General features: G+C 70.6%; 12 protein-coding genes and 1 tRNA gene. 8 read left to right on the top strand and 5 right to left on the bottom strand.

The annotated features are described in order from the left end of the window. Window positions 1–124 precede the first annotated feature (124 nt). Window positions 125–796 carry a DUF461 domain-containing protein gene (locus ACIBJC_RS37105; protein WP_399300673.1) on the bottom strand — a complete coding sequence of 224 codons (672 nt, stop codon included), beginning with the start codon at window positions 794–796 and terminating at the stop codon, window positions 125–127. Between the two features lie 764 nt (window positions 797–1560). Here ACIBJC_RS37105 and ACIBJC_RS37110 point away from each other — a divergent pair. The 7 genes from ACIBJC_RS37110 to ACIBJC_RS37140 all read left to right on the top strand — a co-directional run bounded on the left by ACIBJC_RS37110 (window position 1561) and on the right by ACIBJC_RS37140 (window position 8934). Then, window positions 1561–2043 carry a CarD family transcriptional regulator gene (locus ACIBJC_RS37110; RefSeq protein ID WP_003953493.1) on the top strand — a complete coding sequence of 161 codons (483 nt, stop codon included), beginning with the start codon at window positions 1561–1563 and terminating at the stop codon, window positions 2041–2043. 469 nt (window positions 2044–2512) lie between these two features. Next, complete coding sequence (ispD, locus tag ACIBJC_RS37115) at window positions 2513–3259, top strand: 2-C-methyl-D-erythritol 4-phosphate cytidylyltransferase (RefSeq protein ID WP_399300676.1); 747 nt, start codon at window positions 2513–2515, stop codon at window positions 3257–3259. Then, window positions 3249–3800, top strand: coding sequence for a 2-C-methyl-D-erythritol 2,4-cyclodiphosphate synthase (gene ispF, locus ACIBJC_RS37120; RefSeq protein ID WP_399300681.1), 552 nt, complete (start codon window positions 3249–3251; stop codon window positions 3798–3800). Before ispD ends, ispF begins: the two co-directional genes overlap by 11 nt. Before the next feature lie 154 nt (window positions 3801–3954). Continuing rightward, window positions 3955–4359: a PPOX class F420-dependent oxidoreductase gene (locus tag ACIBJC_RS37125; RefSeq protein ID WP_399300684.1), complete on the top strand. Its 405-nt coding sequence runs from the start codon at window positions 3955–3957 to the stop codon at window positions 4357–4359. Window positions 4360–4523: 164 nt separating this feature from the next. Then, window positions 4524–5924, top strand: coding sequence for a cysteine--tRNA ligase (cysS, locus tag ACIBJC_RS37130; protein ID WP_399300687.1), 1401 nt, complete (start codon window positions 4524–4526; stop codon window positions 5922–5924). Between the two features lie 126 nt (window positions 5925–6050). Beyond that, the gene (gene rlmB, locus ACIBJC_RS37135) at window positions 6051–7001 is read left to right on the top strand and encodes a 23S rRNA (guanosine(2251)-2'-O)-methyltransferase RlmB (RefSeq protein WP_329824840.1); all 951 of its coding nucleotides are present in this window, start codon (window positions 6051–6053) and stop codon (window positions 6999–7001) included. Between the two features lie 217 nt (window positions 7002–7218). After that, window positions 7219–8934: a DoxX family protein gene (locus ACIBJC_RS37140; protein ID WP_399300691.1), complete on the top strand. Its 1716-nt coding sequence runs from the start codon at window positions 7219–7221 to the stop codon at window positions 8932–8934. An 89-nt stretch (window positions 8935–9023) separates the two neighbouring features. Here the strand turns inward: ACIBJC_RS37140 and ACIBJC_RS37145 are convergent, their stop codons facing one another. The 3 genes from ACIBJC_RS37145 to ACIBJC_RS37155 form a co-directional block, all read right to left on the bottom strand. Beyond that, window positions 9024–9740: an NDP-sugar synthase gene (locus ACIBJC_RS37145; RefSeq protein ID WP_399300694.1), complete on the bottom strand. Its 717-nt coding sequence runs from the start codon at window positions 9738–9740 to the stop codon at window positions 9024–9026. Window positions 9741–9872: 132 nt separating this feature from the next. Continuing rightward, window positions 9873–10295, bottom strand: a complete 423-nt coding sequence (locus ACIBJC_RS37150) for a hypothetical protein (protein WP_329824842.1) — start codon at window positions 10293–10295, stop codon at window positions 9873–9875. Window positions 10296–10549: 254 nt separating this feature from the next. Next, on the bottom strand, window positions 10550–11674 hold the full coding sequence (locus ACIBJC_RS37155) for an ABC transporter ATP-binding protein (RefSeq protein WP_399300698.1): 1125 nt from the start codon (window positions 11672–11674) through the stop codon (window positions 10550–10552). A 207-nt stretch (window positions 11675–11881) separates the two neighbouring features. Here ACIBJC_RS37155 and ACIBJC_RS37160 point away from each other — a divergent pair. Next, window positions 11882–11955: transfer RNA gene (locus tag ACIBJC_RS37160), tRNA-Thr, on the top strand. A gap of 546 nt (window positions 11956–12501) precedes the next feature. Here ACIBJC_RS37160 and ACIBJC_RS37165 read toward each other — a convergent pair. Then, window positions 12502–13185 (bottom strand): GntR family transcriptional regulator, encoded by a 684-nt coding sequence (locus ACIBJC_RS37165; protein WP_399300701.1) that lies wholly within the window; start codon window positions 13183–13185, stop codon window positions 12502–12504. Between the last annotated feature and the right edge of the window lie 28 nt (window positions 13186–13213).

Below are 13213 nucleotides of genomic sequence, written 5' to 3' on the forward strand. Positions count from 1 at the left end.
ACCCCCCCCCCCCCCCCCCCGGCCCCCCCGCCCCCCGCCCCCCCCCCCGCCGGGGGGGGGCCCCCCCCCCCCCCCCCCCCCCCCCCCCCCCCCAACGCCGTATCCGTACTGCCGAGCTCGTGCCTCAGTGGGCCGTACCCGTGTCCGTGTCCGTGCTCGTGTCCGTCTCCGCGTCGGCCGAGGTGGAGTTCGACGGGGTTCCCGGAGCGTCCTCGCCCGCCGCACCGGCGCCGGACGTCTTCTCGCCCGACGGGCTGCCGCTGGGGGTGCCCCCGGACGGGGCGGAGCTGGGGCCGACGCCCTTGAAGTAGCTGTCCGACGGGAAGACGAACGCGCGCAGCGCGACCTCGCCGGTCTTGCTGAACGAGAACACGACCTTCTGCGCGTCGCCGTTCTTCGCGGCCTCGCGGCCGTTCTCGACCACGGCCGAGGCATTGCCCGCACCGCCGAGCTGGACCGAGCCGAGCCCCGGGACGGTGATCGGCCCGGAGCCCTTGGCGGGCGCGAGCTTCACCGTGGCGCTGGTGCCCGGGAGCTTCACCGAGTCGAGGGTCTGCGCGCTCGTGTCGTTGTTGAAGACGGTGCCGGTGACGACCGCGGGACCCTCCGCGTCGGCCTCGGGCTGGGTGACCACCGTGATGTTCTGGAGGGTGATCTTGTCGACGGACGTGGCGGCGTTGTCCGGCTTGACGCCGAGTGTCTGCGCGTTGTTGCCGGCGCCGCACGCGGTGAGCGAGGCAAGCGAGAACACGAGGGCAGAAGCGGCGAGGGCGCCGCGTCGAAGGCTGCGGCTCACGGCGGCGGCATCTCCTAGGACGTACGGACGGAGGGCTGTGGACGATGTGATGCTGCGGTGGTGCGGGTGGAACAAGTGCTGCGGTGATACGGGTGCTGCTGCGGAACGAGTGTTGCGGTGATACGAGTGCTGCGGTGATACGGGTGCGAGCAGCGAGCCGAGAACCTCAAGACGGGCCAAAGGCGCACCGGCGCCCTCAGGTTACCGAGCCGCCCTCGCCGCCCCGCACCCGACCCGCCTCCCGGCACCGCCCGTCCGTTTCGCCGTCGGTCGCGGGTTCCGGCCCCGTCCCCGTCGATGATCGGCCGACGGTTGATCTTCCTCTCGTTTCGCACGCCGTTCACATAAATCCGGTGATCGATTATCCGGGCCGCCCTCGCATTCCTTACGAATACCGTGGCACGCGCGACCGTGATCGAATTCGGATTCCCGCGCACTTCCGTCGCACTTCTGTCGTACCCCCGCCACACTTCTGTTCGTACGGGTGAGCGACAGCCGAACGCGGTACGGGAAGTTCCGCTGCCTGAATCCGGCAAAACGGGACGTTAGTCCTCCGCTGAGGGGGTCGTGCCGCACGTAACGTGGGCGTTTCCGCGCCCCCGTGCAGCGGCTCCGACCTGCGAATACCCCCTTCCGGAAGCCGCTCGCAGCACGTTCCTGGCGCTGTTGTCAAGCCCCGAGATGCGCCCTGACCTGCGAAAACGCCATTCAGAAGAAGCCATTCTCGTGTTACCCTGGATAGCCACGGAAGGGGTACCTGTCACATGACGTTCAAGGTTGGCGACACCGTGGTCTATCCCCATCACGGGGCCGCGCTGATCGAGGCCATCGAAACTCGCCAGATCAAAGGCGTGGACAAGACCTACTTGGTGCTCAAGGTCGCCCAGGGCGACTTGACGGTGCGTGTACCGGCGGACAATGCGGAGTTCGTCGGCGTACGCGATGTGGTCGGTCAGGACGGGCTGGACCGGGTCTTCGAGGTGCTCAGGGCGCCGTACGCGGAAGAGCCGACGAACTGGTCCCGTCGCTACAAGGCAAATCTCGAGAAGCTCGCCTCCGGCGACGTCATCAAGGTCGCCGAAGTGGTCCGCGACCTGTGGCGCCGGGAGCGCGAGCGCGGACTCTCCGCGGGTGAGAAGCGCATGCTCGCCAAGGCGCGGCAGATTCTTGTCAGCGAGCTGGCTCTCGCGGAGAACACGAATGAAGACAAGGCCGAGGCTCTGCTCGACGAGGTCCTCGCGTCCTGAACTGCGTGTCCTGAACTGAACGCGACGCACGCACACGCGCGATGTGAAGTGAAGCAGTGAATGCCGTGCAGTGAATGCCGTGGTGCCCGTTGGCCGGTTTTTGGGGGAAAGCCGAGTCGTCGGGCACTGCGGCATGTTCGTGTCCGGCATGGTCGCGTCTATGCATGATCGTGTCCATGTTCGTTTCGTGGCACGCTCATGTCCACGTTTTCACGCTTCATGCCCTCGTCTTCATACCCACGCGCCCCCGGATGTGTGGATGTCGCGTCGCGCTTCGTGCGCGGCGCGTCGTGCGTTCGTACGTCCGACGCCGAGGCCCTCGGGTGGCCGGTGCGGCGACCGTCTCGACCCTGGTCACGGAAGGGTCCGGTCAAGGCGTCGCGCCCGGCTCGCTGAGCCCCTACCCATGTCGGCCGCGGAAACAAACCTGCCGGAACAAAGCCAGAACGAACCCGCCGGAGTGCATGCGATGTCTGAGGAACCCCGCTCCCACCGCACCGCCGCGGTGATCCCCGCCGCAGGCCGGGGCGTACGGCTCGGTCCAGGCGCCCCCAAGGCGCTGCGCGCGCTGGGCGGCACACCGATGCTGATCCACGCCGTCCGCGCGATGGCCGCCTCGCGCGCCGTCTCGCTCGTCGTCGTGGTCGCCCCGCCGGACGGCGCGCCCGAGGTGAAGAACCTCCTCGACGCGCACGCCCTGCCCGAGCGCACCGACTACCTCGTCGTGCCCGGCGGCGAGACCCGCCAGGAGTCCGTACGGCTCGGCATCGACGCCCTGCCCGAGGCCGTCACCAGCGTCCTCGTCCATGACGCGGCCCGCCCGTTGGTCCCGGTCGAGACCGTGGACGCCGTCATCGAGGCCGTACGGGACGGTGCGCCCGCCGTCGTCCCCGCGCTGCCGCTGGCCGACACCGTCAAGCAGGTCGAGCCCCGGGAGAAGGGCGAGCCGGAGCCGGTCGTCGCCACCCCCGATCGGGCCCTGCTGCGCGCCGTACAGACCCCGCAGGGCTTCGACCGCGCCACGCTGGAGCGCGCGCACCGGACGGTGGCGCAGGTGGGTGAGGGCGCGACGGACTGCGCCGGTATGGTCGAGCGGCTCGGCGCGCCCGTGGTGGTCGTGCCAGGACACGAGGAGGCGTTCAAGGTGACCAGGCCGCTGGATCTGGTGCTGGCCGAGGCGGTTCTCGCCCGGAGGAGGCTCACCGATGGCTTCTGAGCGCCCTGAAGAGGCCCACCCCGCGCCGATGGCGCCGCTGCCGCAGGTGGGCATCGGCACCGACATCCACGCCTTCGAGGAGGGCCGCGAGCTGTGGTGCGCGGGCCTGCTCTGGGAGGGCGAGGGACCCGGGCTGGCCGGCCACTCCGACGCGGACGTGGTCGCGCACGCGGCCTGCAACGCGCTCTTCTCCGCCGCCGGCCTCGGCGACCTCGGCGCGCACTTCGGCACGGGTCGCCCCGAGTGGTCCGGGGCCCCCGGCGTCACCCTCCTCAAGGAGGCGGCCCGGATCGTCCGCGCGGAGGGCTTCGCGATCGGCAACGTCGCCGTCCAGGTCGTCGGTACGCGGCCGAAGATCGGCAAGCGCCGGGACGAGGCGCAGAAGGTGCTCTCCGAGGCGGTCGGCGCGCCGGTCGCGGTCTCCGCCGCCACCTCCGACGGCCTCGGTTTCACGGGACGCGGCGAGGGGCTGGCGGCGATCGCCACGGCGCTGGTGGTCCGTACGGTCCCGGCGGACCGCGGCCCCAACGCGGCGGGCTGAGCCGGAACCCGGCGGACCGGGGCCGAACGTGGCGGACCGCGGCCCTCACGCGGCGGACTGAGCCCGAACGGCGCGAAATACCGGCGGGAGTGACCGGATCGGGCGATCATCGTCCGGTATTCATCAACCGTTCGGCAGCAGCAGGAAGGCAGTCATGACAGCCGCACTCTCCGACGACCTCAAGAAGCTCCTCGACACCCCCATCTTCGTCAACATCGCCACCATCCAGCCCGACGGAAGCCCGCAGGTTTCACCTGTATGGGTGAAGCGCGACGGGGACGACGTACTGATCTCCACCACGGTCGACCGCCAGAAGGAGAAGAACCTGCGCCGCGACCCCCGGGTCACCGTCGTCGTGCAGCCCGCCGACGCCCCGTACACCTACGCGGAGATCCGGGGCACGGCGGCGCTCACCACCGAGGGCGGCCAGGAGCTGATCGACGAGCTGTCCCTGAAGTACACGGGCAAGCCGTACGCCGCGTTCAACCCGAGCGCCGGGGAGGACAACACGCGGGTCGTCGTCCGCATCACGCCCCGCAAGGTCGTCGGCAGGCTCTGAACCACCGCGGACCCGTCCGCCCCGCCCGCCCCGGCCGCAACGCCGTGACGGGCGTCCGCGCCAGGTGACCGTGACACATGACCGGGGGCGTCAATGTCACGCTTCGGTGTCCCCGTGGCCCAAAGGGTCGCGGGGCACTGCCCCGGGCGCACTACCCTTGTCGCGTGACTATTCGGCTGTACGACACCGGCGCCCGGCAGATCCGTGACTTCACCCCGCTCGTCCCGGGCTGCGTCTCGATCTACCTGTGTGGCGCCACCGTGCAGGCCGCCCCGCACATCGGGCACATCCGGTCGGGACTGAACTTCGACATCATGCGCCGCTGGTTCGAGCACCGCGGCTACGACGTGACGTTCATCCGCAACGTCACGGACATCGACGACAAGATCATCGCCAAGTCGGCCGACCAGGGCCGCCCGTGGTGGTCCATCGGCTACGAGAACGAGCGCGCCTTCAACTCCGGTTACGACGTGCTCGGCTGCCTGCCGCCCACGTACGAGCCGCGCGCCACCGGCCACATCACCGAGATGATCGAGATGATGCGCGGCCTGATCGAGCGCGGCCACGCGTACGAGGCCGACGGCAACGTCTACTTCGACGTCCGGTCCTTCCCCGGCTATCTGGAGCTGTCCAACCAGGAACTGGACGATCTGCGCCAGCCGTCCGGCGAGGGCGAGACCGGCAAGCGCGACCAGCGCGACTTCGCGATGTGGAAGGCCGTCAAACCCGGCGAGCCCTCCTGGGAGACGCCCTGGGGCCGCGGCCGGCCCGGCTGGCACCTGGAGTGCTCGGCGATGGCCCACAAGTACCTGGGCTCCGCCTTCGACATCCACGGCGGCGGCCTCGACCTGATCTTCCCGCACCACGAGAACGAGATCGCGCAGGCCAAGGGGTACGGCGACGAGTTCGCGAAGTACTGGGTGCACAACGCGTGGGTCACCATGAGCGGCGAGAAGATGTCCAAGTCGCTCGGCAACTCGGTGCTGGTCTCCGAGATGGTCAAGCACTGGCGCCCCATCGTGCTCCGCTACTACCTCGGCACCCCGCACTACCGCTCGATGATCGAGTACAGCGAGGAGGCCCTGCGCGAGGCCGAGTCCGCGTTCGCGCGGATCGAGGGCTTCGTGCAGCGGGTCACCGAGAAAGCGGGGAAGGCCGTCGCCCCCGCGGACGAGGTGCCGCCCGCCTTCGCCGAGGCCATGGACGACGACCTGGGCGTCCCGCAGGCCCTCGCGATCGTCCACACCACCGTCCGCCAGGGCAACTCCGCGCTCGCCGCCGACGACAAGGAGGCGGCCGTCGCCCGGCTCGCGGAGGTACGGGCCATGCTCGGCGTCCTCGGCCTGGACCCGCTCGACCCGCACTGGGCCGGCGAGACCGACCGCGGCGCGGATCTGCACGGCGTCGTGGACACGCTCGTACGGCTCGTGCTGGAGCAGCGCGAGGCGGCGCGGGGCCGCAAGGACTGGGGTACGGCGGACGGGATCCGGGACCAGCTCCAGCAGACCGGACTGGTCATCGAGGACGGGCCCTCGGGTCCGCGGTGGACTCTGGGACCGCGCTGACCTGCTGAAGTGTGCCGCCCGGTGGTCCGGGCGGCACACTTACGTACCCTGACATAAAACGTATGAACGCCGCGTGAACGAAGGCGCCGCGTAGCCGCGTAACGAAAGCAATGAAACAGGTAGGTCATGGCCGGGAACAGCCAGCGCAGGAACCGCCGTACGTCCAACAAGAAGGGCGCGCAGGTCGGCAGCGGTGGCAAGCGACGCCGCGGCCTGGAAGGGAAGGGCCCGACACCGCCCGCGTCCGCGCGCAAGGGCCATGTCCAGAACCGCGTCGCCAACGCCAAGGCCAAGCAGACGGCCCGCCGCCAGGTCGTCCGGCGCGGCGGCAAGGGCACCAGCGAGATGGTCGTCGGCCGTAACCCGGTCTTCGAGGCGCTGCGCGACGGCGTGCCCGCCTCGATGCTCTACGTACAGCAGTTCATCGACAACGACGAGCGCGTCCGCGAGGCGCTCCAGCTCGCGGCGGACCGCGGCGGCATCCACCTCATGGAGGCCCCCAAGCCCGAGCTGGACCGGATGACGAACGGCCTCAACCACCAGGGGCTCGTCCTCCAGGTCCCGCCGTACGAGTACGCGCACCCGGACGACCTCTCCGCCGCCGCCTTCGACGAGGGCGAGGACCCGCTGATCGTGGCGCTCGACGGGGTGACGGACCCGCGCAACCTGGGCGCCGTCGTCCGCTCCGTCTCCGCCTTCGGCGGCCACGGCGTCGTCGTACCGGAGCGGCGCGCCGCCGGGATGACGGCCGGCGCCTGGAAGTCCTCGGCGGGTACGGCGGCCCGCACGCCGGTCGCCCGCTGCACCAACCTCACCCGCACGCTGGAGGCGTACCAGAAGGCGGGTCTCACGGTCGTCGGTCTCGCCGCGGACGGCGAGGCGGAGGTCGGCGACCTCGCGGCGCTGAGCGGCCCGGTCGTGATCGTGATCGGCAGCGAGGGCAAGGGTCTGTCCCGGCTGGTCGGGGAGACCTGCGACATCCGCGTACGGATCCCGATGCCGGGCGGCGCGGAGTCGCTGAACGCGGGCGTCGCGGCGGGTGTGGTGCTGTACGAGGCGTCGCGGCACCGCGCCTGAGACGGGTCACCGGGGAGGGGACGGAGCCTTCACGGAGCCTTCACGGGGCGGTCGGGACACACCCCGTACCGCCCCTGACCGCCCCCGTACCGCCCCCTGAACGGGCCCGCCGTCCGCCCCCGTACCGTCCCCCGAACGGCCCTGCTTGATGATCTTGACGGGTCTCGGACACATAGGCGTGTCAAGGCAGTGTCCTAAACACAAGTCACTCGGTTAGATGAGTGTGGACACCAGAACGCCCCGGCCCGGGTTCGACGATCAGCCCCCGCTGAGCATGCTCAAGGTGGACTGCGATCCCGCGCAGGTCATCGTGAACCACGCCAGCTTCCGGGTGAAGCTCGCAACGCCTCAGCGCCCCAGCCCCCTGCGCATCCCCGCCATGACCGGCGCGGCGGTCGCCGCCGGCGGCAGGGCGCCACGGAGGCGGGCGCCCGTCGTCTGGAGCGGGAAGTCGGCGCCGGGCGACCCCGGGGCCGGCGGGCTCCTCCAGGCCGTACGGAACTCCGCCCTGGTACCGGCGGGCGGGGCCCACGGCCCCGGAAGACGGTACGAGGCCGGCGCCACGCAGGTCATCCCCCGGCCGGGACCGGGCACCGACACCGAGACGACGATGCCGACCCCCGTCGTCGGCGGCCCCCGTACGGAGGCCACGCCGCTGCTGCCGCCCATGCGCCGGGCGGTCGGCGCGTACGACCTGCCCGAGCAGGGCAGGGGAGCGTACGGCGGCCGGGGCGTGGACGACACCGGCACCGGCTTCGACTTCGACGACGACCTCGGGTACGACCCCGACGAGCGCCCGCGCCTCCAGCGCCACGGCAACGACTCCGTCCGGCACGCCTACTACCCCGGCCGCCGGATGAACCTCGGCGTGGTGCTGCTCCCGCTCCGCGTCTTCCTCGGCTTCATCTCCGTCTACGCGGGCATGGGCAAGCTCTGCGACCCCGTCTACTTCGACGGCGGCGAGCGCGGCTCCATGGTCAAGTGGCTCAGCTCGCTGCACCCGTGGGCGCTGGCGGAACCCCTGCGGGAGTTCGCGCTCTCGCACCCGGTCGGCGCGGGGCTCAGCGTCGCCTTCCTCCAGATCGTCGTCGGCGTCCTGACCGTCCTCGGCCTCTGGCAGCGGGTCGCCGCCTCCGTCGGGACGCTGCTGTCGGCGGCGCTGCTGCTGACGGTGAGCTGGCGGACCGTACCGGCGTACGACGCGCCCGACATCATCTATCTGGCCGCCTGGTCCCCGCTGATCATCGCGGGCGCGCCCGTCTACTCCGTCGACGGACGGCTCGCGAGCGAGGCGTGGCGCACGCTCGGACCGCGCTCCGAGATCTGGGACCTGCGACGGCGCGTGCTGCGCAGGGGCACGATCGTGGCGAGCGTCGTCATCGGGCTGACGCTGCTGATCGGCTCGATGCTGGGCGGGGCCGTGCGCTCCTCCGACCTGGTGCGGGTGCCGGGCCCGGGCGTCGACCCGGTCAACCAGCTTCCCGGCATGCCGCTGCCGCAGCGGCAGCGCGGCGCGTCGGGCGGCGCGTCCGGCTCGCCGGACAGCGGCGGCGCCACCAGCGGTACGTCGTCGGCGCCGTCAGCGACCCGCTCGGGCAGCCCGTCGGCGCGGGAGTCGGCGCCGGGCGCCGGTACGACGCCGGAGAGCGGCGGCGCGAGCACCGGGGCCGGTACGGGGACGGGCACGGGGCGGACGGGGCAGCAACAGCAACAGCAGCAGCCCAGCCAGACCCAGGGCGCCGTCCAGCAGCCGCCCCGGACGGCCGAGCAGGCCCCGCCGCCCGCCAGCAGCCAGGGACCGTCCTCCACGGGCGGTACGGGCGACGGGAGCGGCGGGGGAGGCGGCGACGGGGGCGCGCCCGCCACCGGCTCGTCCGGGGGCTCCTCAGGGGGCGGCGGAAACCGTAACCCCATCGGTGGACTCCTCGGCTGACGCGACCGCCACACCCGCTCTCCGACGAGGGGGCGGCCACCCGGACCACGGGATGGCCGCCCCCTTCCTCCTGTTCGCCCTGTCCGGGCTCAGCGGGACCCGCCGGCCAGCTCCTTCGCGGCCTCCGTGAGGTCCTTCGCGGTGTCGATGGCGCGCCAGTACGCCCCGTGGGGCAGCGGGAAGCCCGCGAGACGGCGCTCCCGGGCCAGCCGGGGGAAGGTGGTCCGCTCATGGTCGCCGCGGTCCGGCAGCAGCTCGTGGAAGCCCGCGGAGAACACGTACACGCCCGCGTTGATCAGATACGGGGAGGGCGGGGACTCGATGAAGTCGAGGACATGGCCGAACTCGTCGGTCTCGACGGCTCCCCAGGGGATCCGCGGCCGGGCGAGCGCGAGGGTGGCGGTCGCGTCGCGCTCGAAGTGGAAGGCGGCCATCTCGCGCAGCGAGAAGCGCGTCCAGATGTCGCCGTTGGTGGCGTACCAGGGCTGCCCGGGATCCGGCAGCCCGCCCGCGGCGTGCTTGAGGCCGCCGCCGCGCCCCAGGGGCTCCTCCTCCACCACGGTGGTGACACGCAGGGGGAGATCGGCCGAGTCCAGCCACTCCTGGAGGACCTCGGCGAGATGGCCGCACGAGACGACGGCGTCGGTCACGCCCTCGGCGGCGAGCCAGGCGAGCTGATGGCCGATGATCGGGGTCCCGGTTCCGGGGATCTCGACCATCGGCTTGGGGCGGTCGTCGGTGTACGGCCGCAGCCGCGACCCCTGGCCGCCCGCGAGCACCACGGCCTGTGTCGGATACGTATGCATGCCGTGAACGATAGGCGGGGCGGTCAGGCGGCTCGCGGCCAGGGAGCGGGCGGTCCGGGTGCGGGTACGAGTACGGGTACGGGTACGGAGCGAACGAGGCGGACGGCGTGCGGGCGTCCGCGGTCCGGGGGATCAGCTCCCCGTGGCCTGCTCGGAGACGCCGTACGCGAAGGACGTGTCGCACACGGGACGGGAGAACGACTGCGCGCGCGCCGGGCCGTACGTGGCGACCGCGGCGCGTCCGAGGGCGCGGGCGATCGACACACAGTGCCGCGCGAGCGAGGGGCGCTCCTCGACCTGCCGCTGAAGGTGCGTCAGGGCGATCCCCGGATCCTTCTCCTGAAGCTCCACGAGGAGCTGGTCGCGCAGAACATCCTGGGGGGTACGGGACTTGGCCCGGACCGAGGCGGTGTCCGAGGAGGCCGTCAGGACCTGCGACTCGGTGGTGCTGGTCGCCCACGGAACACGGGCGACCGCGAGGGTCCCGGAGAGCACCAGGACGACGGGCAGTACGAATGCGAGAGTTCGGCCGATACGGCGGGCTGTGTGGGTCACGCAGGCGAGCGTAGCGGTCAGTGATGATTTGGCGACATTTAGTCACTCACTTGAGGGACGGTTCGATAGGTTTTTTCGAATCGGATGTTGACGAGCGGCATCCGAAATGGCCCCTATGGGGCGGTATTTGCGACAGGCCGACAGAATACGCCGACGGCCCCGCACCGGAGTACGGGGCCGTGCGGACGAATTCGGGCCTGAGACCGGCGCGGGCGCGCCGGACTCCGCCCTTCGCGGTACGGGATCGGGCGGGATCAGTCGGTGAGGCGCTCGCCCGTCGAGGTCGAGAAGACGTGCGTCTCGCCCGCGCGCGGCACGACGTGCAGCTTGGCACCCTTGTCCGGCACGGCACGGCCGTTGACGCGGACGACGATGTCCTTGGACTCACCGCCGACCTCGGCGGTGCCGTACACGTAACCGTCGGCGCCCAGTTCCTCGACGACGTTGACGGTCACGGCGAGTCCGGCCGGGGCGTCCTTCGAGAGCGCGCCCGCGGTGCCGCCCTCCTCGACGATGTCGAAGTGCTCGGGACGGACGCCGACCGTGACGGTCTTGTCGCCCTTCTCCGACGCGACGGAGAGCGCCTCGCGGGAGACCGGCACGACGCTGTTGCCGAACTTCACACCGCCGTCGGTGATCGGCACCTCGACCAGGTTCATGGCGGGGGAGCCGATGAAGCCGGCGACGAAGAGGTTGTTGGGCCGGTCGTACATGTTGCGCGGCGAGTCGACCTGCTGGAGCAGCCCGTCCTTGAGCACCGCCACCCGGTCGCCCATGGTCATGGCCTCGACCTGGTCGTGGGTCACGTACACGGTGGTGATGCCGAGGCGCCGCTGGAGCGAGGCGATCTGCGTACGGGTGGAGACACGGAGCTTGGCGTCGAGGTTCGACAGTGGCTCGTCCATGAGGAACACCTGCGGCTCCCGCACGATGGCCCGCCCCATCGCGACACGCTGCCGCTGACCACCGGAGAGCGCCTTCGGCTTGCGGTCCAGGTACTCGGAGAGGTCGAGGATCTTCGCGGCCTCCTCGACCTTCTTACGGATGTCCGCCTTGTTCACACCGGCGATCTTGAGCGCGAAGCCCATGTTGTCGGCGACGGACATGTGCGGGTAGAGCGCGTAGTTCTGGAACACCATCGCGATGTCGCGGTCCTTGGGCGGCAGGTGCGTGACATCGCGCTCGCCGATACGGATGGCGCCGCCGTTGACGTCCTCCAGACCCGCGAGCATGCGCAGGGAGGTCGACTTGCCGCAACCGGAGGGACCGACGAGGACGAGGAACTCGCCATCCTCGATCTCGATCTCCAACTGGTCCACGGCGGGCTTCGTGGAGCCCGGGTAGACGCGGGTTGCCTTGTCGAACGAGACAGTAGCCATGGCGATGTGTCCCCTCACCGGCAGGAACGTGCCGGACGATCCGAGTAAAGGAATGGGTCTCCCGCCGAAGGAGGCGGGAGATGGGTCTAGTCCACCTGGGTGAACTTCCCGGTGACGCTACCCGCCGCTCGGCGATCTGTCAGCACTCCTGCACGGGGTAAATTCCCGGAGGACGGGTGATCGGGTCCGGTTACACTTCTCGGACGCGCCTCCTTAGCTCAGTTGGCCAGAGCAACGCACTTGTAATGCGTAGGTCGTCGGTTCGAATCCGACAGGGGGCTCCGATGAACCCCAGGTCGGACGGCTTCTGACCTGGGGTTTTCTGCTGCTCGACACATGAACATGAGGGGCGGTCGAGAAGCCGTGAGCCGGCTTGCGTGAGCGATGCGTGAGCGGAGGGGGCCAGGGCTTACTGGGTGAGCCTGCCCCGCTTGGTGATCTGGCCCCTCCGTTGCTCTCGGCCGGCGCCCCTTCCTGCTTGAGCTACGGGGGCACGGGTGGCGTACCGAGTGTCTGCCGTACCGCGCCCGTGAAGCGTTCCCGACTGACCCACCGTGGGCCGCTTCGACGTCGCCAAGGGCGAAGCCCCGCCGTTCCACCTGCACACCCGCGAGGACGAGGTGTTCATGCTGACCGAGATCCCCAAGTCCCTCCTGGCGGACCCGGGTTCGGGTCGGGACCTGTCGTGCTCCAGCGCACGGACTGCCTGGAAACCGACAGGGGCGGTCACGAGACGTACAGGGCGAAGGCACGGTTGAAGTCGTCGGAGTCGACGACTGCCAGGAAATACTCCAGCTCACGCATTTTCATCAGTCCCCGTCCGCGCGTCACGTCACGCGAACGCCCTCGCGGTCTTCGAGGGCGCTGATGGCGGTGGCGGTGAGGCTGTGGGTGATGTGGCCCCGCATCAGCTGGCCGGCTTCGGCGGCGCGTCCTTCCACGATGAGGGAGACAAGTTGGTGGTGTTCCTGTAGGTCCCGGGTGCGGGGTTCGTCACCGGGCGGGAGTTCGAGGCCGAGGCGCCGGTACCGGTCGGACTTGTCCCACAGGTCGTCCAGGAGACGGATGAGGACGTCGTTGTGCGAGGCCCGGTACAGCGCCTGGTGGAAGCCGCGGTGGGCCGTGAGTGCCTCTTCCCCCCATTGGCGGGTGACGGGGAGGAGGCGGTCGACGGCGGCCTGCATCGTGGCGATGTCGTCGTCGGTACGTCGCCGGGCGGCGAGTTCGGCGGCGGTCGGGTCCAGGGACAGGCGGACTTCGAAAAGCTGGCGGGCCTCGTCCGAATTCATGACGGAGACCCGGACGTCACGGTGGGTTTCCACGGTGACGAGCCCCTCGCTGCTGAGGCGGCGGATGGCCTCGCGCAGGGGCGTGATGCTCATGTTGAGGGACTCGGCGAGGTCGTACTGGGCGAGCCGTGACCCGGCGGGAAGGGTGCCGAAGAGGATCCGGTCGCGGAGTTCCGCGTAGGCGAGGTCGCTCTTGCTGAAGAACAGGTTCTGTCCTGCCATAGCCCCCTGACCATTCCTTTCCGGAGCT

The sequence above is a fragment of the Streptomyces sp. NPDC050509 genome (assembly GCF_044457965.1).
GTDB lineage: Bacteria > Actinomycetota > Actinomycetes > Streptomycetales > Streptomycetaceae > Streptomyces.

Bases quoted from the DNA above. Each gene is read 5' to 3' on its own strand.
- ACIBJC_RS37165 (WP_399300701.1), bottom strand. From the start codon at position 13,185: ATGGCAGGACAGAACCTGTTCTTCAGCAAGAGCGACCTCGCCTACGCG.
- ispD (WP_399300676.1), top strand. From the start codon at position 2,513: ATGTCTGAGGAACCCCGCTCCCACCGCACCGCCGCGGTGATCCCCGCC.
- ACIBJC_RS37155 (WP_399300698.1), bottom strand. From the start codon at position 11,674: ATGGCTACTGTCTCGTTCGACAAGGCAACCCGCGTCTACCCGGGCTCC.
- ACIBJC_RS37140 (WP_399300691.1), top strand. From the start codon at position 7,219: ATGAGTGTGGACACCAGAACGCCCCGGCCCGGGTTCGACGATCAGCCC.
- rlmB (WP_329824840.1), top strand. From the start codon at position 6,051: ATGGCCGGGAACAGCCAGCGCAGGAACCGCCGTACGTCCAACAAGAAG.
- ACIBJC_RS37110 (WP_003953493.1), top strand. From the start codon at position 1,561: ATGACGTTCAAGGTTGGCGACACCGTGGTCTATCCCCATCACGGGGCC.
- ACIBJC_RS37125 (WP_399300684.1), top strand. From the start codon at position 3,955: ATGACAGCCGCACTCTCCGACGACCTCAAGAAGCTCCTCGACACCCCC.
- ACIBJC_RS37145 (WP_399300694.1), bottom strand. From the start codon at position 9,740: ATGCATACGTATCCGACACAGGCCGTGGTGCTCGCGGGCGGCCAGGGG.
- ispF (WP_399300681.1), top strand. From the start codon at position 3,249: ATGGCTTCTGAGCGCCCTGAAGAGGCCCACCCCGCGCCGATGGCGCCG.